Source organism: Ruegeria sp. CDSB029, from assembly GCF_059611125.1.
Genome location: NZ_JBXWOX010000036.1, coordinates 1 through 22,475, shown reverse-complemented (window position 1 = coordinate 22,475; position 22,475 = coordinate 1). Strand labels below are relative to the sequence as shown.

Below are 22,475 nucleotides of genomic sequence, written 5' to 3'. Positions count from 1 at the left end.
CCAACGCTTCGAGGGCGGTGATCTGGTTGTCCGGCGCGACGACCGTCAGGTTGCCATCCGCATCCGCTGACAGATCCTGGATCTGGATATTCAGGACGCTTGCCAGATCCGCTGCGGTGACATTTGCCACATAGACCAGCTTGACCGGCCCGGTCGGCGTATTGAGGGACAGTTCAGTCCCCGAGGCATCCTCCGTAAGGACGACGGCAGCCTGGAATTCAACATCGCTCCATCCGAAGTGCGCTATGATTTCGGACAGATCCAGCGTGTCGCCCTCAGCGATGGAAAAATCCGAGATGTAGTCGCGCGCGTCGTCCAGAGCGGGAACTCCATATCCGAAAGTATCGCTCCCCGCCCCTCCGGTCAGGTAATCCGCACCGCCCGCACCGACGATCAGGTTGTTCGCCCCATCGCCGGTAATCCGGTCGCCTGCATCGCCACCGATCACATCGGTTGCCACCGGCAATGTGCCCGTCAGGGTTCCGAAAGACCCGGCCTGCTGACCGATTTCCGCCAGCAGCAGATTATACATGTCCTGCGCGTATTGCGCATAGCTTTCTTCGGTATAGTGCACGTTATCCGGGGACAGGCCATCAACCCCGACCGGATTGTCAAACAGAATGAGCGTGGAGTACTGGGCCTGCAGCGATGTGATCAGGGCGCGCAGCCCCGGCACATAGGTTCCGTTGCCCGCATCGCCGACCACCTCGACACCATCGACGATCGAATAGCCTTCATTGATGAAATAGGCGTATTCCTCGGGTGTCGCAGACAGGATTTTAGGAGCCAGTGTCGAAACGACCAGATATTTTTCCGCGTTCCCCGCATAGGCGTAAAACTGGTCCACCGCATCCTGCATGTTGCTTATCAGGTTCGGGAAACTGTTGCTAAAGAAGTTGTTCTTGTTGAAATCATTGGTCCCGGCCATCAGCAGCACGATGTCTGGAGAATAGGTCGACAGGCTCAGCGAGATATCCACCGGACTGCTGTCGTCATTCTTGACCATGTTGCGCAAGGATTCCCCGCCCAGACCGGCGTGATCGGGATCCATCATTCCGTCCGGACCGGCCTGCATCCCTCCGACATAGTCGATCCAGTCACCGCCATCGACGATGAGATCAAACAAATCCTGACGGTACCCATCGGTGGTGGTCGGGTCGAAGTCCGGTGCCGTTACATCGACGTAGCCGACCGTCAGTGAATCCCCCAACGCCATGACCTTGGCGGCCCAGGCGTAATTCCCCTCGGTCAGGTTGATGACATAGGCCCGATCGTCGCCCGCAAAGGATATCGCGCCGTTTTCATCCAAAGGAGCTACCGGCCCATATTCAGTATAGGATACCGATGAATAGGTTGCCTGTGCCGTGGCATCGTCCGCGACGGGCCCGTGCCAGTGTTCCAGCCCCTCACCTCCGGTCCAGATGTTCATATACATCTTCATGGGCTCGTTGGGGATCAGTGCCGGCGCGGTCTCTGTGATCACCTCATAAAGAAGCATGTCATCGGCGTACCAGCTGATACTATCGGGTGTCCAATCAATGCGATATGTGTGCAATCCGGCGGCGGCGTCAAAGCCAAGATCGATCTGCACGCTGCCATTGTCACCCAGCTTCTGGTCGCCAAAGTAATAGTTGATGTTCACTTTGGTGGTGTCGTCGCCCAGAAATTCGAAATCGATCTCATTGTGCCGGGCAGCTCCGAAGAAGGTGCTGCTGAACAGGAAGAAGGACGACACCACGCCCGACGTGTCCGAGGCGACCATCTCGACCTCGTAGCTTCCGTATCCGTAGAAATCCTGCGACTGAAGTTCGGAGCCGGTGAAATCCTTGCCGTCAGTGTCGATGCCGTCAAAGGTCAGAACTACTTCGCCCGGAGGTGCCAGAAGATAGCCGGCATCCCAGGCGGTCTGGTTCCAGCTGGCCGCCACCGCGAAATCGGACACGTACCAAAGATCATTCAAATCCAATTGGTCAAAAGTTTCATTAAGCAACGTTACCCCCCACACACAATACCTGCACAGAAAACTCACGGTCCTTGCGGATACCGTGCGCAAATCCCACCCGGCTCTCGAATTTACCCGAACCAGACTTGCGCCTCGCTCGCGATTTCAGAGCCCCTCAAATTTTTTAATTACCCCGACATTCTATTGACAATGCTTGAGGCAGGCAAGTCGGGCGCTCCCGGCCGGGGCTCACACCAGCGCCCCCCCCGGCTTCGGGAAACGAAAGCCTCATTGATGTAAGATTGTCTTCAATCGGGAAGCACGAAGGGCGCCGGGTGGTTCAGCGCGCGAAATCGGCAAGACAGGCCCTGAGGCTGCGCCATTGCAGCGCCACCGAAGCGGCCCAGGCCACTGTCACAAGCACGGCCGACCAGCCGAAAATGGCCCAGCCTCCAACATGCCGCGACAGCGCGAATGTTGCGCCCCAGGCCAGAGCGGACACCAGCGCCGGGACGACCATGGCACCGACGGCCCGGCGCCGGCTGAACGGAACCGCGCGCCGGACGAAAGACCAGTAGCGCGGCGTATAGGCCAGAACGAACAGGCTGATGGTTGCGGCCACGGCTTCGATGCCGAACGGCACCGCCAGAGACAGCGCAATAAGCCGCAATACGGTGCGCTCGGTGACCATGCGCAGGCGCAGGCCGGTTCGATCCACGGCCTGGAACATCACACTGGCCGTCGCAACCGCCGCCTCCACCGCAAAGCCCGGTGCCGCCAGTGCGAACAGCACCCCGACCTGCCGCCAGGGTTCCGAGAACAGCACCGCGAACAGATCCTCTCCCGCCCCGGCCAGAACCGCCATGGGCGGAAAGACCGCCAGCGCCAAAAGGCGAATACTGCCTATATAGAGCACTCCGAGCTGGACCTCGTCCCCCTGCGCGGCAGCCATGCGTACATAGGTGACCTGTGCCATCGGCCCGCACAGAGCCATGGTCGGCTGGATGAGCAGCCGCTGGGCCATGGAAAAAAGACCCAGGGATGACGGGCCCAGCTGTTGTCCGATCAACATCATCGGCACCTGTCTCTGCGCCGTCTGCAGCAGCGATACCCCTAAGGAATTGCGTGCAAAAATCAGATGTCCACGCAAGGCGGTCCGGTTGCGTGGCGACATCGGACGGAAGCCGCTGAGCGCAAACCCGGCTCCGCACTGAACCAGAGCCAGAACGATCTGCTGGCAGATCAGCGCCCATGCCCCTGCCCCTGTCACGGCCAGGCTAACCGCCGCCATCATGCCGGCTGCCGCCGCGCCGGCGCGGATCAGCGCCAGTATCCGGAACCGGTCGTCATGTTCCAGACGGGCATTGGGAACTGCCGCCCAGGACAAAAGCATCGGCACCACCGATAACGCGGCCACCAGCCCGGTCAGCTGCGGTGTCGCAAAGATACGGCTCCAGACCGGAGCGATGGCCAGGGTGATCAGCATCAGGCCCAGTCCGATACAGACCAGCAGCCAGAAAACCGCGCTCCATTCGGCCAGATCGAATGCCCTCTGCCGGATCAGGGACCGGCTGAGCCCCGCATCGCTGAACAGCTGGGCAAAAAGAACCACCGACATCGACAGCGCCACCAGGCCGAATTCCTCGACCGACAAATAGCGGGAGATGACAGGCAGAACCAGTAGCTGGGACAGGGCCGTGAACAGCCGGGCGGCGCTCAGTGCGCCGGTGCTGACGAGAAACCGCTTCCCCATTTAACTACCGTTCCGACCGGTGAAGCAGATTGCACGCATCTGAATAAGCATGACCTCTATCGGCTGGATGAAATACTCTTGGAAGGCCGGAGGAACATGGTGCCCCCCAGTTCCGCCGCACATGAATTGGCCGACTACACACCATCATCCGACGCGCATCAAGCCCAGTCGGAAATGCTCCTTCTTTCTTTTTCTAAAAATTTCTTTTAGCCTACCACAGATTTTGTTTTGAGCGATGACTATGTTTACAAGTGTTTTCCGCAGCCGCCCGGCTTTCGCGGAGGGTCTCCCATTCACCAGCCTTTGCCGTGGTGCAAGAGGGTAACGAATGCGAATCCTCGTTCTCGCCCCGCAACCGTTTTTCATCCCGCGCGGCACGCCGATCGCGGTCCGGGCGCTGCTGCAGGTTCTGGCTCGCGAAGGGCACGACTGCGATGCGCTTGTCTACGCGGAAGGCACCGATCCGGGGCTTGACCGGGTTCGGCTTTTCCGGGTTCCGGCTCTGCCTGGCACCCGGAACATGCCGCCGGGGTTTTCCCTGAAAAAGGTGCTCTGCGACGCGGTCATGTTCCCGATGGCCGCATGGCGGCTGGCGCGCGGCAGATACGACCTAGTGATCGCGGTAGAGGAAGCGGCCTTTATGGCATTGGCGCTCAAACCGGTCTTCCGGGTGCCCTATATCTATGACGTGGACAGCTCGATCCCCGAGCAGATGGGCGACAAGTTCGACCTGCCCGGATGGCTGCGCCGCCTGATGGAGGGCACGGAGGCGCGCGCCGCGCGCGGCAGCATCGGTGCCATCACCTGCTGCCGGGCATTGCAGGATCTGGTCGAGGGATATGCCCCGGGCCTGCCGGTGCAGACGCTTGAGGACGTGACCCTGGTCGAGGAAGACCCGCCCGGGACCGCACCCGAGGATTGTCGCTTTGACGAGCCGGTGGTGATGTATATCGGCAATCTCGAAAGCTATCAGGGAGTTGATCTGCTGCTCGAGGGGTTTGCCCGCGCGCTTGGCGGCGGGCACCAGGCCCGGCTGGTGATCATCGGCGGCTCGGACCAGCACGTGGCGCAGCACCGGGCTCTGGCGGAACGTCTCGGCGTGGCCGGGCATGTGTCGCTCCTGGGGCCGCGCCCGGTAGAGCGGATCGGGGAATACCTGGCCCAAGCGACGATCGTGGCCTCCCCCCGGACCCAGGGCCGCAATACGCCGATGAAGGTCTATTCCTATCTCGACAGCGGCAGCCCGCTTCTGGCGACCCGCCTGCCCACCCATACGCAGGTTCTCGACGACAGTATCGCGATGCTGGTGGAGCCCGACGCCGACGACATGGCCCGCGGCATCGGCGCATTGCTGGCCGCTCCGGCGCTGCGTCAGCGTCTCGCCGATGCCGCGCAGGAGCGGGTCCGGCAGGAATTCAGCCCCGACGCCTATGCCCGCAAGCTGTCCGGCTTCCTGTCGGAGCAGATTGCTCCACGGCTCGCGCTCAGTTGAAGCCCGGCCCATTTCAGAAAGCGACATCTCATGAAACTCACAAGCAAACTGGCACGGCGCACTGCGGAAATTCTGACTGCTAACCTCAGACCCTATGACATGCAGCGGCTGACCAAAACCCTTGTCGATCGTGCACGCCCAATCGAAGAGCACCACGACTTTATCTGTCCGCTTTGTGGTTATGAAGGACGTTTCAGTCCGATCTTCGGGTCCGACGCAATCCGGTTTTCCTCCGAATGTCCGTAATGCCATTCCCGAGAACGCCACCGGTTCCTGAAGCTGTGGATGGAGGGGGATACGCGTTGCCGGCATTTCGGTCGCTTTCTGCATTTCGCACCCGAATCGATCCTGACCAGAGAGCTGGCCCCGAAATGCGACCAGTATCAGACTGCCGATATTGAACCAGGACGCGCCGATCTGGAGCTGAACATGGAAGCGCTTGCGCTGGACGATCAGTGTATTGACGCCATCATGGCCAATCACGTTTTGGAACATGTTGATGATCGCAAGGCGCTGGCCGAACTGTTCCGGGTGCTGCGTCCCGGCGGATTGGCCATCCTGACCACGCCCGTGGTTTACGCTTGGTCAAAAAGCTATGAGAATGACGCCATGCGCGGCCCGAAGCTGCAGCATCTGCATTTCGGGCAGAATGACCATGTCCGCATATTCGGCACAGATATCGAAGACCGAATTCGCACCGCCGGATTCGATCTGGAAGTTTTCAACGCTGACGGCGAGATGGCCGCCCGCTACGCCACGATCCGCGGAGACACGATCTATGTGGTAACACGCCCGATCGGATGAGACCGATCCGGTGGGTGCTTATTCAAGGCTAAAGGAACCAGATATGGCGATACGTTCAGACGGAATTTCCAGACTGCCAGATCGTCGTGAGGTCATGTGATTATGCAAGAGTTTGGATCCTGCCAACGGTGCAGACATAAGCGGGAAATTCTGCTAAGAACCAAGGTGGTTTCAGCATATGCGTAGGCAATTTTCGTTTCATTTTTAGTCGGTGGAGTTTGGTGTGATGAGTGGCTGGAGACTGCGTTCGGGGCTTTTTTTAATAGCGCTTTTTACCCTGATGCTGGAATTGGTTCTGATCAGGGTTTTTGATGTCCTCTTTACGACGAACATCGGATACATGGTCATTACTTGCGCGATGTTTTCTTTCGGTCTCGGCGGCCTGTTCCTCTCATTACAGTCGAAAAAGAACCGTGGAGTTTCTCAACGCTTCGTTACAAACTGCGCGCTGATCAGCGCGGCAGCGGCGCTGATACTGCTTCCGGCTACCAACGGTCTGCCCTTTGATCCCAAAAAACTGACATCCGAGCCAGTCACCCAACTGATCACATTTGTCGGCATCTATGGCGCCTTGCTCATTCCCTTCTTTTTTTCGGGGCTGGTCTTCGCAAAGGTCTTCTCTGAACATTCAGAAGATATACAGGTGCTTTATTTCTTCGACCTTTTGGGAGCTGCAATCGGGTGTGTTCTTTTCATTCCCTTCCTGCCGAAAATCGGCCCCGGGGGGCTGATGTTCGCAGCCAGCGCACTTGCGCTTGTCGCCAGCGCATTGTTCGACCCGAGCAAGAAGGCGTCTATTCTCAAGGTGGCAATGGCCGCGCTTGTCGGCATTGTGCCGGTATTGCGCTACCCGGACATCTACGACTTCCAGCTGCACATGGAAAAGCGTGGTCTGAAAACGGCGCAGGAGGAAGGCAGGATCGAGTTCACCCGCTGGGATCCGATATCAAGGGTGGATATTGCCTGGTCCGAGACGGAACCGCATACGAAACATGTGGCCTATGATGGGGGTTCACAAAGCAGCGTCTTTTTCCAGTTTGACGGCGACTATGACGCGCTCCGGGACGCTCTTGACCGGAACTCGGCAAGCACCTTGTCCGAGCAGTTCTGGTTCAGCGGCGTTCTGGCGTCGCATTACCTGAAACGTGATAGCGGGCACAGCGCGCTGGTTATCGGCAGCGCCGGCGGTCAGGAGATCAAGGCCGCGCTAACCTACGGGGCCGGCCGCGTGGTCGGCATCGAACTTGTCGGAACCGTTATCGAACTGGCCCAGACCTATTATGCTGATTTCACTGGACAGGTTCAGAACCATCCGAACGTGACCGTCTTGTCGGATGAAGGTCGGGCATATCTGCGCCAGTCACCGGAACTATTCGATGTCATACAGATTTTCAGCAATCACACGACATCAAGCATCGCCTCGGGTACTGGTGCCATGGCAACGACGTATCTTCAGACATCCGATGCCTACAAGGAATATTTCACGCATCTGGATGCTGATGGCATCCTGCATATCAACCATCATATCTATCCGCGCATGGTCACAACGGCCGCGCTTGCTTGGAAAGAATTGGGGCGCACCGACTTCCAGGATCATGTCCTCGTGGTCAATCGTCCGGGATCCGAAACCGACTTCCTGCCGACCATGCTGATCAAGATGTCTCCCTGGACCGAGGAAGAGGTCGGCGAGACGGTTGCGTTTTTCTCCGGATTTGACGACACGCTGCGCCTGGTGGAAGATCCGGTCAACCACTCGAAAAGTTTTCTTCCTCCGCAGTTCTATTCTGGTGAGTTTCCCCACGACCTGACCCAAAACACAAAGATGCGGCTGTCTCCGACAACGGATGACAGGCCCTTTTTCAATCAGCTTCGCCGGGTTTCGGGATATGTAGAGGCGGACGCGGATGCCTATGTCAACCGCTCCATGGCGGGTCTTCTGAATTCGCAAATGGCCGGGCCGGTTCCGGTCGACCTTGCCCATCTGATCGTTGTGGCGGTGTGTTCGGTTCTTTTCGCGCTGGTGTTCATCGTCGTGCCGCTGGTGTTTTCCCCAGCCGGTCGTGAAAAGTGGGATGGTAAGTTCTCCCTGATCGGATATTTCTCGTGCCTCGGATTCGGCTTCATCGTTCTCGAACTTGCGTTCATTCAGGTGTTCATGAAGTTTATCGGCAGCCCACTGATGACTGCCGCGGTCGTGCTGTTCACCATGCTGGCATCTGCCGGAATCGGCAGTTTTGCCTCGACCTGGCTGGACATCAGACCCTCGAAACGTTGGTGGGCCCCTTTCGCGGGGGTGATTTTGGTAGGTATTTTGCTGATCAACATCTACCATCCGATCTTTGATGCGTTTCTTAGTGCGTCTCAGCTTGTTCGGATACTCATCTCATTCGTGGTGATTTTTCCTTTGGGTTTTTTTCTGGGCATGCCCTTCCCGCTTGGAGTGCTGACACTTCGGTCAGCTCCATCCGGGGCGATTGCCTGGGCTTGGGCGCTTAACGGCCTTTTTACTGTGGTCGGCGGGGTATCGAGTGTTGTCCTGGCGCTGCTGGTTGGCTTCCAGATTACGATTGCCATCGCGTTGGGTGTCTATGTTCTGGCCATGATATTCTACACCATGATGAAAACCGCTCATGTGGGCATTACTGGAAATGACCAATATGCAACGGTCTGATATCCGCAGATTCCGACCTCACCTTTGTGTGCCAGATCACATCTCCGCGCTATAGCCCGGCTTTGGCAAGCGCGGTCTCGAACAAGCCGGAAAGTTGCAGTGCCGCTGTTCGGCTGAGGTGCGAGCGATCATGATACAGCACGACCCCGTCACGATACATCGGGCAGCTATCCGCGCCGCACAGCACAAGATGAGGCTTGACCGGGATTAAGTCGTATTCCGCAACCATCCGGTCAAATGCCGGAAAGATCTTGGCGTTGCGTGTATCGAAATAATGCCTTGGGATAGTGACCTCGGCAGGGTTCTCCCCGCGCGCGACACTTCGGGCGAGCACGGTTGGTATGTGATTTGCATAGACCGGTACGGGATAGACAATCACGATTTTCTTGCCCGCTTCGCGCAATGTGCGGATCGTCCGCCTCATCTGGGTAATGTAGAAATCCGTGCGATCCTCATCCGGGGTCAGGATATGGTCACGTGTGCCGATTTCAATCGGTGGAAATGAGACCTCTCCGAAACCGAACGCGTCGAACCATCCCTGTGTATAGAGCGCCGGGCGCATCGTGATGACAACGGTTTCGATGCTCGGGCTGTCGAGGATCGTGTGCAGCGCCGCGTCATAGAAAGCTCCGCACCAATGATTTTCATTGCTGGGATCATGCCATTCGAAACCTTCCACCGGGGGGCATCCCAGCCTGGCAAAAAAAGCGACCGTCTTTCCGAGGCGCTGACCGGCAAGATCAAGCGCCGGAATAAAGGCCGGGCCATTGCTGTCTCCCCAGAGTGCAATCTGTGCCTTCGTTCCCGGCGCGCCGTAAAGACAGGGGGTTGCCCAACTGGCCTCTGCATTGACACGGGTCAGGCATTCGTCATAGCGCGGATCCTTGTCGTGGGTGGCATCGGCAATGCGCAACACTTCCGGGGAGAGGCGTTGCGGAAAGCCCGCATTGACCCAGGTCATTCCCCCGGCAAGGGCAAGGCATGCGATCCCCGCCCCGGCCCCTGCAAAAATCCGCCAGCGTCGGGGGCCACCCGGAGGGCGGCGAAAGGGTTGTTCCACGAAGCGCCAGCTCAATCCGGCAATCGCGACCGACAGCAGGAAAAGCACCACCATCGCCGGCACGCCAGGCATGTCGAAACTCCAGTACACGTAAAAGACGATAAGTGGCCAATGCCAGAGATAGAGCGAATACGAGATACGGCCTATCCAGACCGGAATGGCCATCGACAACAAACCGCCAGCGGAGGTCGGGCCGGCCTGTCCTGCGATGATGACACATGCAGCCCCGACGGTCGGCAAAAGTGCGGCGTGGCCGGGAAAGCGTGTGCCTTCGTCAATCAGAACACAGGCCAGCAGGATCATGACAAGCCCTGTGGCAGAGATTGCCTCACGCAGCGTCCGGTTCTCGGGTGCGGGGATGACCCCCAGTGCAAGCAAAGCCCCAAGTCCAAGTTCCCAGGCCCGCCAGGGCAAAAGATAGAACGCTGCCGTCGGCAGTGGCTGGGTATAAAACACACTCAATGCCAGTGACGCGAATGTCAGCGCGCCGAGCCAGAACCACATCCGCGTTCTGAGTCGTGCAAAGATCAACATCAGAATCGGAATGATGACATAGAACTGCTCTTCGATGGCCAGCGACCACGTATGCAAAAGTGGTTTGGTGTAAGCGCTTGGGTCGAAATATCCTGCCTCCCACCAGAAAAGCAGGTTTGAAGCAAAGAAAACCGCGGCAACAGCGCTTTGCCCCAGTTCCGAAAAATCGACCGGCATCATGAAAGCTGCCCCTATGCCAAGGGCAACCCCGATCATGAAAAACAGAGCAGGAAAGATGCGCCGGATTCGCCGCTCATAAAAGTTTAGTATGGAAAACCGCCCATCAGCGATTTCACCCGCAATAATTGACGTAATCAGATAACCGGAGATGACAAAAAACACGTCCACGCCGACAAATCCGCCGGGTATCCAGGGGATGCCCAGATGGAACAGAACAACCGGGATTACGGCAACGGCCCGCAGACCATCAATATCGGGGCGATATGTCTTTAAACTCATACACGTCTCCCGGGGATACCACAGGTGCGGATGATCCCGGTGGTTGCCCACAGGCGCTTTTAACCAACCTGTCCAGAATGGCTCAGAAGATGCCTTGTCGCAAGAGTTGCCATGGTTGATTCGTAGCTCAATCGGGACTCGGGATATGGCGATCTGATGGTATCAGGGCATTCATCTGCCGGATATGTTCGGGCAGAAAGCGGGTCATGAAGTCATAGCGATCGACCACAAAGCGGCGGGCGGCAGGACCTAGATGAGCGTAGGCACCCGGATTGGCCAGCACGTCGATCACCTGGGGGTCTGTTCCGGCTGGGGGCAGAATGACACCTTAAGGCGGTATGACTATACGTCTTCGGCGTCTTTGATCAATCTGTAGGCTGTTGATCTAGCGATGCCGAGTTGTTTGGCAGCCTGTCCAGCGGTCATTCCGGCTTGGACGAGGTTTTGCAGCGCCAAGACGGTTTCTGTTTCGAGGGGTGGTCGTCCTGGTTTTCGACCTTGCGCTCTGGCGGCTTCGATGCCGTCTTTTGTCCGTTCGGAGATCAGGCGGCGTTCAAAATGGGCGATGGCTCCGAAGACATGAAAGATTAATTCACCGGCGGCGGAAGTGGTGTCGATACGTTCCTCAAGGCTGATCAGTCCGATATCTTGGGATTTCAGATTTTCGACGGTTTCCAAGAGCTCCTTGAGGGAACGCCCGAGCCTGTCCAGTCGGATGATCGCTAAGCTGTCGCCGGGGCGCGCGTGGTCAATCAAATCGGATAGGCCCGGTCGGTCAAACTGTTTGCCAGACACGACATCCTTGAACACGCGGATGGCCCCGGCATCTTTGAGGCGGGTGACTTGACTACTGAGGTCTTGATCCGCGGTCGAGACCCGCGCGTATCCGAGGATATCGCCTACACGCGATGTCATATTTCCAGTGGTCTTAAGAACTGCCGGTCATATCGCCTGATGCAGTTCATCTTTTCTGCAAATTCGAATGCCTTTTTGCACTCGGGGTCACTTTTGCTGGCGATGAGGTATTCTTCATATGCTGCAAGCGAAGGAAATGAGAACAGCGTGACGGTGAGGTCGTTGGCGCTTTCATGGGGCAAGTAATATCCGTGATGTTTTCCGCCATGCTTTTCCACGAGGGGAATCCACATGCGGGCATATTCTTCAAACTCTTCAACTTTATCCGGATTCAATTCGTATTTGACGTAACAGGTGATCATAGCGTGTCTTTTAACTGTTCGTTTTTGAGGCAGGTTTCCGGACAATCCGGACAACCGGTGTTTTGCCAACCAAACCTGTCTCATTATTCGTCTTTATATTATGCGCTGTCTCAAAATGATCAACACCATTTTGAGGACAATCCCATGCCAAGACGATCCATCCTGACCGAGTGCCAGCGTTCGGCGCTTTTCGATTTGCCCACCGACGACGCGTCGATGCTGCACCACTACACCCTCGCCGATGATGACCTTGAGCATATCAACGACCGAAGGCGTCCCTGATCGGCTTGTGATGCGGCCTGTAGACCACAGAGGTACGCTCGGAATTCGTGGCGCCGGATCGTGCTGGGTCAGAAACACCAGCTGATGGCCGCCCTGGGCCACCAGCCACTGAATCAACTCGCGATACTGACCCGGCATGTTCTGGTGGATAAACAATATTTTCATGTCCGGGAATCTTCCGCAAAAATGACATGACGCATGGTCTCAGCCCTGCCCGTATATTTCGGGCTGGGACAGGGCCATGCAGCCGCTGACAACCCCCGTATGCATCGTTGCGCGCAACAACCAGAAATAGCGCCTGTCCGCAGACCAGCAGGTAGCCAGCATCATCAGCACACAGAAAAGCACCTTCACCCCGGCAGTTGCGGACAGCCCGGACTTTTCGGGCAGGGTCAGGGCGCGTGAGGCAAAGCTTTGCCCGGCACGATATTTGCGCCGCATGAGCCAGGACAGCTCTAACCGCTCTGGAGGTACCATCTCACTGACGATCGCGGCATCGCAGATTTCGAAGCGGGCCCCGGCGCGGTGCAGGCGAAAGAAGAACTCGGTATCTTCGCCACCAGATTTGCCGCGAGCCAGATCGAACCGCGCCTGCCGCCAAGGGGCGGCGTTCCATCGCAGCAGCGCGTTGCAGGTGTGGCCGGTTTCCACCTCGCTGCCTCGCCGCTCTGGCTGGTTCGAGTGGTGATCCTGACGCCGCATCCAGCCGGGAGTGCCCGGGCTGTAATTGGCCTGGGACGGACCAAAGACTGCGTCCGCGCCGGTCGTCGTGGCACAATGCAACAACTGCGCCAGCCAGTCCGGGTCGGCCTGCTCGTCATCATCCAGGAACGCCACCCAATCCGCATCCGCCGAATCCAGACAGGCATTCCGCGCAACCGAGATATTGCGGGCGGGCGCGTGAATGTAGAGCACGGGCACAGACATGCTTTCGTCGACCTCGGCGATTGTCGCGCGGGCGCTGTCGGTGTCGTCATTGTCCGCGACGATGACCCGGATTGCGACTGTTTCGGGAAGGCGCAGCGCCGCCAGAGAAGCGAGCGTGTTGCGCACGGCAGGCCGGCGAAAGGTGCACAGAGTGATATCGATACGGGTCATGCTTGTCCTCGTTTCCGGTTCTGTGCCCGGCGCGCTGCGCTGCGGATGGTCTGGGTCAGGAAACCAGCCCCCCAGGCATTGTGCATGATCCCCAGAACCGGACCTGCCCACAAGCCACAGGCGCTGTGCAATTTGATGGTGCCGGCCAGCGACACTATCAGCAGGGCAGCGAAATACGCGACGGGCCACAGAGCCGCCAGAGGTAGAACCGAAAACAGCAGCAGCCCAAGGAACAGCCCGGCCAGGTTGATGACCGGAATTATCTGCCGCAGCCGGGGACGCATTCTGTGTTTCAGAACCGTCCGTGCCCGGCCCCGGCCATAGTGCCAATACTGCCGCCAAAGGGCGACCGGGGCGGCGCGCATGCTGTAATCTAGGCGGATATCCGCATCCAGCCAGACCTTTCCCCCCGCGAGTGCAAGGCGGTGATCGTACTCGGCATCCTCGTTATGGCTGAAGGTTTCGTCATAGCCCCCGATCCTGCGGAACCAGTTCAGGCGAAATCCGGCATGATGGCCGTGATCGACCCAGCCCGAGCGCCGCCCGCCGCGATGAGCTGATCCCCCCGAACCCAACGGTGTATCGACGATCCAGGCGGCGGCTTTCTGAAAGCATGACGTCCCGGTCGCATCCATCGGCGTGGCCAGGGATGCGGCTTCGGGCTGGGCGGCAAGGCTTTCGGCCACGGCCCGCACATAGCCCGGCGGATAAACCGCATGGGCGTCGCAGCGCACCAGAATCCTATGGGCAGGCCCGGTCATGACCGCCGCCACCGCGTTGACTGCCGCCGATTGCAAGCGCTGCGGGTTGTCGATCCGATGCAGATTAGGAAAGCGTGCGCGCAGGCTGTCCACCAGAGCAACCGTTGCGTCCCGGCTTCCGCCATCCGCCACAACCACGCAAACCCGTGCCATGAAATCATCCTCTCCAATCAAAGACTCAAGGCAGGCTTCGATATGGGTGGCTTCGTTGAGCACGGGAACGGCAACAAGGATCTGTTCCGGGATGCAATCAGAGAGACCGGGCGAACTGTTCTGCATATTTCAACTCACTCCCTGCACGCATGAAAAAGATGCCCGTAGCGCCCGACAATCCCGGGCCGCCTGAAAATTACCGAGCCATCTCCCGATGGCAAATTTGTTCCAATGTCTCGCATTAGACCATGTTCCCCCCTTCCCCGCCAAGCCGGAAAACCGTGGCTTGGAGCGCACCCGCTTCTTCGCCTAACATACCTTACGTCTGGATTACGGGATGGTTTTTCCGGATCCCTGCGGCGCGTGGCTCAGGCGCCGTGGGGGCAGACATTTCCGCTTTGCGCTCTACCAGCAGGCAGATCGTGATGGGCGGGTATTTTGTGTCAGTAATATTCGTATCCGGAGGATTTGTCTTTTCTGGCCATCGTCAAAATGGCACAGGTCAGTTTTGCCGAACATTCCTTGAGAATGCGCACGCCGTTTTCCAGCTCTTTCATCGTGGTCTTGCCCTCGCGGACAAGCAGGACAACGTTGTCGGCCAGTTTCATGAGCGACACCGCATCCGACACGGACAGCAGCGGCGCTGTATCAAAAATGACCACATCGAACATCTCTTCGAGCGCGCGCACCAGCGCATCCATTTGCGACGACATCAGAACCGCGGCCGGATCCTTCAGGTTGGTCCGGGCGCTGAGGACGGACAATCCCGAATGCGGGTCCAAATGCAAGGCTTCTTCCAGGGTCGCTGTTCCGTTCAGCACGTCCACCAGATCGGGGTGGGGCGGGGTGCCGACCATCTTGCCAACGCCGCCCCGGCGCAGATCGGCTTCAACCAGAATACAGGACTTGCCCATCTGTGCCATGGAACGGCCCAGCATCACGCTCGTCGTGGTCTTGCCCGCATTTGCGCCACACGAAACGACCGTCACGATCCGGCCGGGACCATCAGCCGGAGAAAGCAGTAGGAAACCACGCAGACTCCGAACCGCCTCGGAAAGCTGGGACTGCGGTTTCTGCAGGACGAACCCCGGAGGATCGGGCTTGTGCAGCAGACCGCCCAACCGGGGCAATACCAGAACATTGGTTCCGCTCATGGTAACACGCAACTGTTGAGACGAAGATACGACATGATTGTCAAAGGATCGGACCAAAACAAGGCCCAGACCCAGCATCATGCCCGCGAACATGCCCAGTGCGACGGCCAGCTTCTTGCGCGGGGTCGCCGGTGATTGCGGCGCGCGCGCATAAGAAATCACCTGCGCATCCGCTTCCTGTAGTTCCACCACTTCGCTGGTTTCAGTGAATTTTCCGAGAAAGCTTTCATAGGTGACGCGATTGGCTTCAAGCTCGCGTTCAAGCTGCGCCATCGTGACGGCGCGCTCGAACAGCTCCAGTTCCTGCTGCTCTAGCTCGCGCAATTGCTGTTGCAGCGTAACGACGCGCGCCCGGACCACTGATTCAAGGTTGACCTTGTCGGTGCGCAGCCGGGCAACCTCGGTTTCGACCGACCTTTCAAGTCGCGCGATTTCCTCGTTGGCGTCCCGAACCTGCAGGCTGTTTTCGCCAAACCTTTCGTTCCAGAGCGCCCGGCGTTGCTCGATTGTGGCAATCTCGTTGCGCAAGCTTATCAACAGATCGGACGAGAACAGGCCGGCCGCCGCAGCGGTCCCGCCATTTTTCATGAGCGTGTCGATTTCGGACAGCTCGGAGGTCAGAGATGCCTTCTCCGCACTGGCGGTACCCAGGCGGCTGGACAGTTCACGCAACTGCTGTTCCAGACGTTCCTTGGATCCGAACCCGTCGACGAAGTTCTTGTTACGATAGTCGACAACCGCGCGCTCGGCCTCTTCCAGGCGTTGGCGCAGCGCGGTCAGGCGGGTGTCAAGCCCGCTGGTTACGCGCTGGATGGCGCGGAATTTGCGGTTCAGCTGTTCCTCGAGATAGACATTCACAACCGTATTGGGCACGGCCGCCGCAAGCTGACGGTCGCTCGAGGCATAGGTGATGTCCACCAGATAGGTGTTGCCGACCTGCTGGACCCCCAGGTCCGCCGCCAGGGTCCCGACATAATCCGCCTGATCTCCGAATTGTTCGTGCCCGGCAGCTGCCGCGCGGACAACCGGGTTCTGGGCATCCCGCCCCCCCGCCGCCAGAGGAGGAGACGACCCGCTGCGACCCAAAATCGCCTTGATTCCATTCTTTGCAGCTGTCGCGATACGGCTGATCAGCGAAGGCTCCTCCGGGTCTTGCGGCGTGGCGTTGAAGTCGGGGTTCGTACTCAGCTCCAGCCGTTCCGAAACGCCGGTCAGGATTTGGCCCGAGGTGATGATGGCGATTTCACCCGCGATGTCAGCATTGTCCAGATTGAGCTCCTGGAACAGGTTGCCCAGGGTATCATCGGCCCGGTTTTTCTGGCCAAGCATAATCTGCGCGGAGGCCTTAAAGATTGGTGTTTGACGCTGCACCACGACAATGGCGAACAGCGCGCCCAGAATTGTTGCGGCGAAGATGATCCACCAGCCGTTGCGAACGATCCGGGCAAGGCGAATGAGATCAAGATCATCATCGGAGTGCCGCGTGGTGGTATCAAAAGCCAGTCGGTTCATATCTGTCTTTCCTGTCGGCTCCAGGGGCGAACGCCGTTGATGTCATATCCGGACCATGTGCGTGGCTACCCAGCAAGAACGGTAGTATCCATACCCGGATAAAAGAATTGTAGCATAGATTAATTTTTGGCGCTTTGCGACGGTTTGGCAGCTGCTTTACGCGTCTGTTCGATGACGGCCTCTTCGCCCTGCCGCTGAATGGACCGCACCATGTATTGCTTCATCCGCCGCGACTGGGCAAAGATTATGATCTCTCCCACAAGCCCGAGGCCGATGATCTGAATTCCCAGCACGATCATCAGCACCGAAAAAATCAAGGCCGGCCGGTCCGCCAGGGAGGTTATCCCGAACAGGCGGTATCCCACCAGGGTCGCGGTCATGAGAAAGCCCAGCAACAGGATGGGCAGCCCGATCGCGCCGAAAAACCGCATCGGGCGGCGCAGAAACTTGAGCACCACATAGAGCATCAGCGCATCCATGACCGCGCGGACATGTCCCAGCGGCTTGAACACGAACCGTGAATGCCCGGTCTCTTCCGGGCCGGCGGGACGAACCACCGCTTCGACCACCCGATACCCGCGCTGCGCCGCGATCGACGAAATGAAATGCTGTCGCACCCCCAGTTCGGCGGCATCTTCCAGCACGGTCTTGCGGGCCAGCCGCACCCGGCAGAACGGATCGTCCACGGACAAGCCGAACAGCCCCTTGAGCATTCCGCGGAACGCGCCGCGCCGCATTCCGATCCAACTCTCATGCCGGCGTCCGTTGCGCGCCGCGATCACCATGTCGTTGGTGCCAAGCGCCTCAAGCAAAATCGGCAGGTCGCCGGGGTCGATTTCGGGCCAGCCCGGCAGGGTCAGGACCAGTTCGGCCCGGGCCCGCCTGGCCGCCACCAGCAGCCCGGCATCGTCGCCGCTCCAGGGGTGCTGACCCAGCACCACCAATTCGGGCCACGTGCCAGCCAGCTGCCGCAACGTTTCCATGACAGCGCTGTCGCTGCCATCCGTTACGCAGACCGCTTCGTAGCTGCGATCCAGCGCGTCCAGCTTGGGCCGGTAGCTTTCCAGCATTTCAGCGAGCCGCGGGACTTCACTAACGGCGACAAGGACGGACAGATCAGGGCGAAATTCGCGTTCGATAATATCACGGCCCATCATTAAACTCTACAATACTCAAAATCATTCTTCGTATCATTTTGCGGCGCCTCCGGTCATGTACCCGGACCTTCGTCATTTTTCTGAAACAGCACGCTGACCACCAGTCCCAGAAGAAACAGATAGACCGCCAGCGTACCAAACAACCCGGTCACGGCCATTTCCACGACCAGAGCATATCCTGCGGAGCGGATCAGCAGCATCGAAAGCAGCGCGCACAGGGCAAACAACCCGGCTAACCGCAGGAACGCCCCCAGCGGGCGGTGGGTAAAGATCAGCAAGGTCTTGATTGATAGCAAGTCGAGCAGCACTTTGAAAACGCGTGAAAGGCCGTATTTCGAAACGCCAAACTGGCGCGCGTGGTGCCGCACACCGACCTGGGCAACCCGCGCACCCAGCGGGATGGTCATGGCGGGGATAAAGCGGTGCATGTCCGAATAGAGCGGCACCCGCTTGATCAGCGTACCCCTATACACCTTGAGTGAACAGCCATTGTCGCGAATCGGTAGACCCGTGACTTTGCCGATCAGCCAGTTGGCGATTTTTGAGGGCAACTTGCGCGACAGGAATTTGTCCTGCCGGTTGATGCGCCAGCCCACCACCAGATCATACCCTTGCTCAAGCTTGTCCACCATCATCGGGATGTCCGCCGGATCGTTCTGCAAATCTCCATCCATCGTCACCAGATAGCGCCCGCGCGCATATTCGATACCGGCGGTCATCGCCGCGGTCTGGCCGTAATTGCGCTGAAATCGGACAATGGTCAGGCGCGGATCGGTCTCGGCTATCTTTTCCAGCCGCGGGATCGTTTCGTCGACGCTGCCGTCATCGACAAAGACCATTTCATATGGACGGCCCAGCCCGTCCAGCGCGGCGGTGATGGCCGCGTACATCGGACCGACACTATCCTCTTCGTTGAAAAGGGGAACGCAGACCGAAATGTCGATCCCCGCAGAGGCTATGTGTTCAGCGGCTTGGAGCATCGAACTCTCAGCCTCCTTCGCTACCGTCAACCGGGTCTTCAAGGATGATTTCCAGAACATCAAGCGGTTGCAGCACTGTGGCGCGGTCGGCGGGCAGCGGTTTTTGTCCGTACCCGGTATCCCGCAGGATCTGATACCGCACCACAGACACCGGCTCGTCGGGGCTTTCGCCCGCCAGCACCGCACCGGCATCGGTCTCGCGCAGGATGCGGCGGTTGACATCCTCTCTGGTCGTCAGCCGATCGATATCGGCTTCGGTGGCCTGCAATTCCCGCAGCACGTCGAGCCGCCGGCTCGAAATTAGATCGGCCTCGTCCCGGTTCAGTTCGGAAAGCTGCTGCTGAGCGGTAAACATGCTGGTCTCCAAGTCAAGCGCGCGGGCTTCCAGATCGAACAGCGTGCGTTGCATCTGGATCAGGTTCTGTTTGCGTGTCAGCCCGCGGTCGATCAGGGTCTCCGTGTTGTCGACGGATTCTCTGGCCAGGTCGATCTGATGCTGCAACCCGGTCAGTTTTTCCTGTGTCGCGACGATCCCGTTTTCCAGCAACTCGCGTGACGCATCCAGCTCTTCCAGCGCGCTGGCCAATGTTTCACGGCGGCTGTTGAACAGGATCTGTTCCTGTTCGAGCATCGTCGCAAGCGCCGCTTCACCACCCGGTGAATTCAATCCTTTCGGTGGTTCGAAAATCTCTAACTGGTCGGCCTCTGCCTTCAGGCGCGCGGCGCGCAACTGCATGCGCACCCGGTCCATTCCGATTTCACGGAAAGTGCCCGATGTCCGGATTGCGGTTGCCAATTCGCCACTGCTGCTGCTGCCCAAGCGATAGAGACCGCCAGCCAGCGCAACCGCCTGAACCGCGCTTAGACCCGGACGGAACTCATAAGCGCCGGGCTTGGCGACATCACCCAGTACATAGATGGGGCGATAGCGCAGCACCTCGATGGTTGTGCTGGGAGGCTGGCTCAGCCCGACACTCAGTTGTACGGCCGCAGAGATGGTTTTGGCCAGTTCCGTCGTCGTTCGGCCCGCCGCCTCAATGCTGCCCGCCAAAGGCAGCATGAAGGCACCGTTCTGACCGATCGTATAGGTGCCGCTCAGTTCCTCGAACTGGACGAAGTCCAGCCTGCTGGAATCCCACGCAACGATCCGCACCGCGATCTGGTCGGTCGCCCCCAACCGATATGGATCATTCCCGGTCAGGGTCTGTTGCGCCGGCGCATGTCCGGCACCTATCAGCCACAGCAGCGCCGCCAGAACCAGAAATGCAGAGGACCAAAAAAAGCCACGGCGCGCGAGACTTTCATCGGGCGCGATTGAAACCTTGCAAGGCGCATGAAATGCTTTGATCAACAAACTTCCCCAGTGCGGTTTTGCAATCAATGACTTTTACCAACCTTAATATCACAGCCATCGTGCCGACGTACAACAGATCGGCATTTTTGGCGGAAACCTTGGACAATCTGGCCAATCAGACCAGAATTGTCGACGAAATTATCATATGGGATGATGGCTCGACAGACGATACCGAGCGGGTGGCACGCACGGCCAAGGGGCCGATACGCTATTTCCGTTCGGAAAATGGCGGCAAATCAAAGGCTCTCAACGCCGCAATGACACGGGCGCAGGGGGATCTGATCTGGATCTGCGACGATGATGACATTGCCGTGCCCGAGGCCGCCGAAATCCTGTCCGAAATGCTGCGCGACAATCCCAATGCCGGGTTTGCTGCCGGAAGCTACAGACGCTTTAGTGACAATCCCGAAACGGGCGAGCGGCATTTCTCGGGGCCCGGGTATTGGCCGGACCTGAGCCACGGGTCGATCCTGCGGCATGTGCTCGAGGACATTTTCCTGTTTCAGAACGCAACCCTGGTGCGACGGTCCTGCTATGAGGGAGTGGGCCCGTTCCGCGAAGATCTCCCCCGCTCGATTGACTATGACATGATCGTCCGCTTAGCCACCCGGTTCCCGGCTGTCGTTACCGAAACCCCCCTGTTCCACCAACGCAAACATGATGGTGCCCGCGGCCCCGTCTCGGCCCGGCACGCGGCGGCCCGGTCCGACGAGGTCTGGAAAGCGTCGGACAGACAGGTTTTCGACGGGGTGCGGGGCATATTGCAACCCGCGCTCTTTGCTGGGATGTTCGAGGCGGAAACTCCACACCATGCTGAACGGGCCGGACACCTGCAGCACGCTTGCGTCTTTGCCCGTCACAACGATTGGCACACGGCACTGGCGGATTTCCGCCGTGCCGCAGAGCTGTTGCCCGACATGCGCCTGTCCCCGGTAGAACAGATGATCTGCCGTCGGACGATGTCGGGCAAACATGGCTGTGCCGAGGCCCTCGCACCAGAGATGTGCAGCGCTCTGGCCGAGCTTGCAGCGGCTTCGGCCTCGGGGGCCGAAATCACCACAGCGCTTGTGCGCGGCTTGGTTTGGAGAGCGCGGGCTGCGGCCCGCGAAGGCAGTTGGCGTTCGCTAAGCCCGTTGGGCACTTTTGCAATGCGCATCCTGACAGCGGGCGGGGCCCGGCGCCCACGACGCCCAGCCTCTCCTCTCAGCGAAACGCGCGACCCGCCTTTGCTCTCGGAGCTGGCCTGAAGGTGTATCAGGCCAAAAGGTCGAAGATCCCTCCGCCGATTTGCAGATTGATCTCGCTTTGCGCGGCACCATCGACCAGCGCCCAGACGATCTGGCCGATCGGTTTATAGACAACAAATGCATCGGCCACCATATCGTCGCCAGCCCGCTCTCCAGTGGAATTTGCGGTATGGGCGTCGCGGACGTCGAAATCCGATACGCCTGCTTCACTGTCACCCAAAAGAAAGATATCTCCATCGGCAGCGGTGAAGTCCTGAAACCAGTCGGCACCGACACCGCCAAAGAGCTGATCCGAACGGGCTGAGCCGGTGAACACGTCATTCCCGTCCTATCCTACCAGCGTGTCTTCACCAAAGCCGCCGCTGATGACATCATTGCCTTCCTGCCCATATGACGTTGTCATTGCCATGGCCGGCCTCAACGTTGTCATGACCCGCGCCGGCATAGACCAGATCGTAATGATCACCGCCCAGAATTCCGGTCGATTCATCGCAGTCCGTGAGGATGTCGCGCTTCGCAGTTCCGACGAGCAACGGAAGTTCACCCGAGATCTCTGAGGAGCTATCGTCGCCGCTGGTGGTATCACCTGTATCGCCGCCGGTATGGCCGGAATGGTCGCCGGTTGTGGCGTTGCCGAGGAAGCCATAGTCGAAGTCGGGGTTGTTGATGCCCGGATCGGGGTAATCGGACAGCGCATAAGATTGCATCTGTTCGTCCGAATAGCCCTCCAGCTTGATCTCGATGATCAGCGAGGTTGCCGAGTCCGGTTCGGTGCCGATCTCGTGCAGGTGGATCGAATAGCGCCCTTCCGGGTTGTCGGCAGTGCCCACCGTCGTGCTGTGGTC

At 58.8% G+C, this 22,475-nt stretch carries 19 protein-coding genes and 1 pseudogene; 6 read left to right on the top strand and 14 right to left on the bottom strand.

The annotated features are described in order from the left end of the window. On the bottom strand, positions 1-1,990 hold a 1,990-nt coding region (locus AC2FI8_RS23505; protein ID WP_496781141.1), incomplete at its 3' end, for a family 16 glycosylhydrolase. A 292-nt stretch (positions 1,991-2,282) separates the two neighbouring features. After that, positions 2,283-3,695 carry an oligosaccharide flippase family protein gene (locus AC2FI8_RS23500; RefSeq protein ID WP_496781140.1) on the bottom strand — a complete coding sequence of 471 codons (1,413 nt, stop codon included), beginning with the start codon at positions 3,693-3,695 and terminating at the stop codon, positions 2,283-2,285. Positions 3,696-4,023: 328 nt separating this feature from the next. Here AC2FI8_RS23500 and AC2FI8_RS23495 point away from each other — a divergent pair, with 328 nt between their 5' ends. The 4 genes from AC2FI8_RS23495 (at position 4,024) to AC2FI8_RS23480 (ending at position 8,662) form a co-directional block, all read left to right on the top strand. Next, a complete protein-coding gene (locus AC2FI8_RS23495) occupies positions 4,024-5,187 on the top strand; it encodes a glycosyltransferase family 4 protein (RefSeq protein ID WP_496781139.1) in 1,164 nt (387 codons plus the stop codon). 30 nt (positions 5,188-5,217) lie between these two features. Continuing rightward, positions 5,218-5,433 (top strand): hypothetical protein, encoded by a 216-nt coding sequence (locus AC2FI8_RS23490; protein WP_496781138.1) that lies wholly within the window; start codon positions 5,218-5,220, stop codon positions 5,431-5,433. A 39-nt stretch (positions 5,434-5,472) separates the two neighbouring features. After that, positions 5,473-5,991, top strand: a complete 519-nt coding sequence (locus AC2FI8_RS23485) for a methyltransferase domain-containing protein (protein WP_496781137.1) — start codon at positions 5,473-5,475, stop codon at positions 5,989-5,991. 226 nt (positions 5,992-6,217) lie between these two features. After that, positions 6,218-8,662, top strand: coding sequence for a spermidine synthase family protein (locus AC2FI8_RS23480; protein ID WP_496781136.1), 2,445 nt, complete (start codon positions 6,218-6,220; stop codon positions 8,660-8,662). 49 nt (positions 8,663-8,711) lie between these two features. Here AC2FI8_RS23480 and AC2FI8_RS23475 read toward each other — a convergent pair whose 3' ends face one another. The 4 genes from AC2FI8_RS23475 to AC2FI8_RS23460 form a co-directional block, all read right to left on the bottom strand. Continuing rightward, entirely contained in the window at positions 8,712-10,715 is a 2,004-nt protein-coding gene (locus AC2FI8_RS23475) for an acyltransferase family protein (RefSeq protein WP_496781135.1), read from the bottom strand. A gap of 127 nt (positions 10,716-10,842) precedes the next feature. Further along, on the bottom strand, positions 10,843-11,007 hold the full coding sequence (locus tag AC2FI8_RS23470; RefSeq protein ID WP_496781134.1) for a hypothetical protein: 165 nt from the start codon (positions 11,005-11,007) through the stop codon (positions 10,843-10,845). Between the two features lie 50 nt (positions 11,008-11,057). Further along, entirely contained in the window at positions 11,058-11,630 is a 573-nt protein-coding gene (locus tag AC2FI8_RS23465) for a recombinase family protein (RefSeq protein ID WP_496781133.1), read from the bottom strand. Then, positions 11,627-12,016, bottom strand: coding sequence for an NIPSNAP family protein (locus tag AC2FI8_RS23460; RefSeq protein WP_496781132.1), 390 nt, complete (start codon positions 12,014-12,016; stop codon positions 11,627-11,629). Before AC2FI8_RS23460 ends, AC2FI8_RS23465 begins: the two co-directional genes overlap by 4 nt. 60 nt (positions 12,017-12,076) lie before the next feature. On the opposite strand from AC2FI8_RS23460, the pseudogene AC2FI8_RS23455 reads away from it, so the two are divergent. Continuing rightward, positions 12,077-12,211, top strand: a pseudogene (locus AC2FI8_RS23455) (DUF4158 domain-containing protein); the annotation flags it as partial. A 207-nt stretch (positions 12,212-12,418) separates the two neighbouring features. Here the strand turns inward: AC2FI8_RS23455 and AC2FI8_RS23450 are convergent. The 6 genes from AC2FI8_RS23450 to AC2FI8_RS23425 form a co-directional block, all read right to left on the bottom strand. Continuing rightward, positions 12,419-13,312: a glycosyltransferase family 2 protein gene (locus AC2FI8_RS23450; protein ID WP_496781131.1), complete on the bottom strand. Its 894-nt coding sequence runs from the start codon at positions 13,310-13,312 to the stop codon at positions 12,419-12,421. Then, positions 13,309-14,352 (bottom strand): glycosyltransferase family 2 protein, encoded by a 1,044-nt coding sequence (locus AC2FI8_RS23445; protein WP_496781130.1) that lies wholly within the window; start codon positions 14,350-14,352, stop codon positions 13,309-13,311. The genes AC2FI8_RS23450 and AC2FI8_RS23445 overlap by 4 nt, the downstream gene beginning before the upstream one ends. Positions 14,353-14,669: 317 nt before the next feature. Next, positions 14,670-16,892, bottom strand: coding sequence for a GumC family protein (locus AC2FI8_RS23440; RefSeq protein ID WP_496781129.1), 2,223 nt, complete (start codon positions 16,890-16,892; stop codon positions 14,670-14,672). 119 nt (positions 16,893-17,011) lie between these two features. Next, complete coding sequence (locus tag AC2FI8_RS23435; protein ID WP_496781128.1) at positions 17,012-18,049, bottom strand: glycosyl transferase family 2; 1,038 nt, start codon at positions 18,047-18,049, stop codon at positions 17,012-17,014. A gap of 53 nt (positions 18,050-18,102) precedes the next feature. Then, complete coding sequence (locus AC2FI8_RS23430; protein ID WP_496781127.1) at positions 18,103-19,029, bottom strand: glycosyltransferase family 2 protein; 927 nt, start codon at positions 19,027-19,029, stop codon at positions 18,103-18,105. Between the two features lie 7 nt (positions 19,030-19,036). Next, positions 19,037-20,380, bottom strand: coding sequence for a polysaccharide biosynthesis/export family protein (locus tag AC2FI8_RS23425; protein WP_496781126.1), 1,344 nt, complete (start codon positions 20,378-20,380; stop codon positions 19,037-19,039). 29 nt (positions 20,381-20,409) lie between these two features. Between AC2FI8_RS23425 and AC2FI8_RS23420 the strand changes: the two genes are divergently transcribed. Further along, complete coding sequence (locus AC2FI8_RS23420) at positions 20,410-21,630, top strand: glycosyltransferase family 2 protein (RefSeq protein ID WP_496781125.1); 1,221 nt, start codon at positions 20,410-20,412, stop codon at positions 21,628-21,630. A gap of 7 nt (positions 21,631-21,637) precedes the next feature. On the opposite strand, the gene AC2FI8_RS23415 is transcribed toward AC2FI8_RS23420, so the two are convergent. Together AC2FI8_RS23415 and AC2FI8_RS23410 are read right to left on the bottom strand one after the other, a co-directional pair. Beyond that, positions 21,638-21,946 (bottom strand): hypothetical protein, encoded by a 309-nt coding sequence (locus AC2FI8_RS23415; RefSeq protein ID WP_496781124.1) that lies wholly within the window; start codon positions 21,944-21,946, stop codon positions 21,638-21,640. A 55-nt stretch (positions 21,947-22,001) separates the two neighbouring features. Beyond that, positions 22,002-22,475, bottom strand: a 474-nt coding sequence (locus AC2FI8_RS23410; protein WP_496781123.1) for a hypothetical protein, incomplete at its 5' end; no start/stop codon positions are given.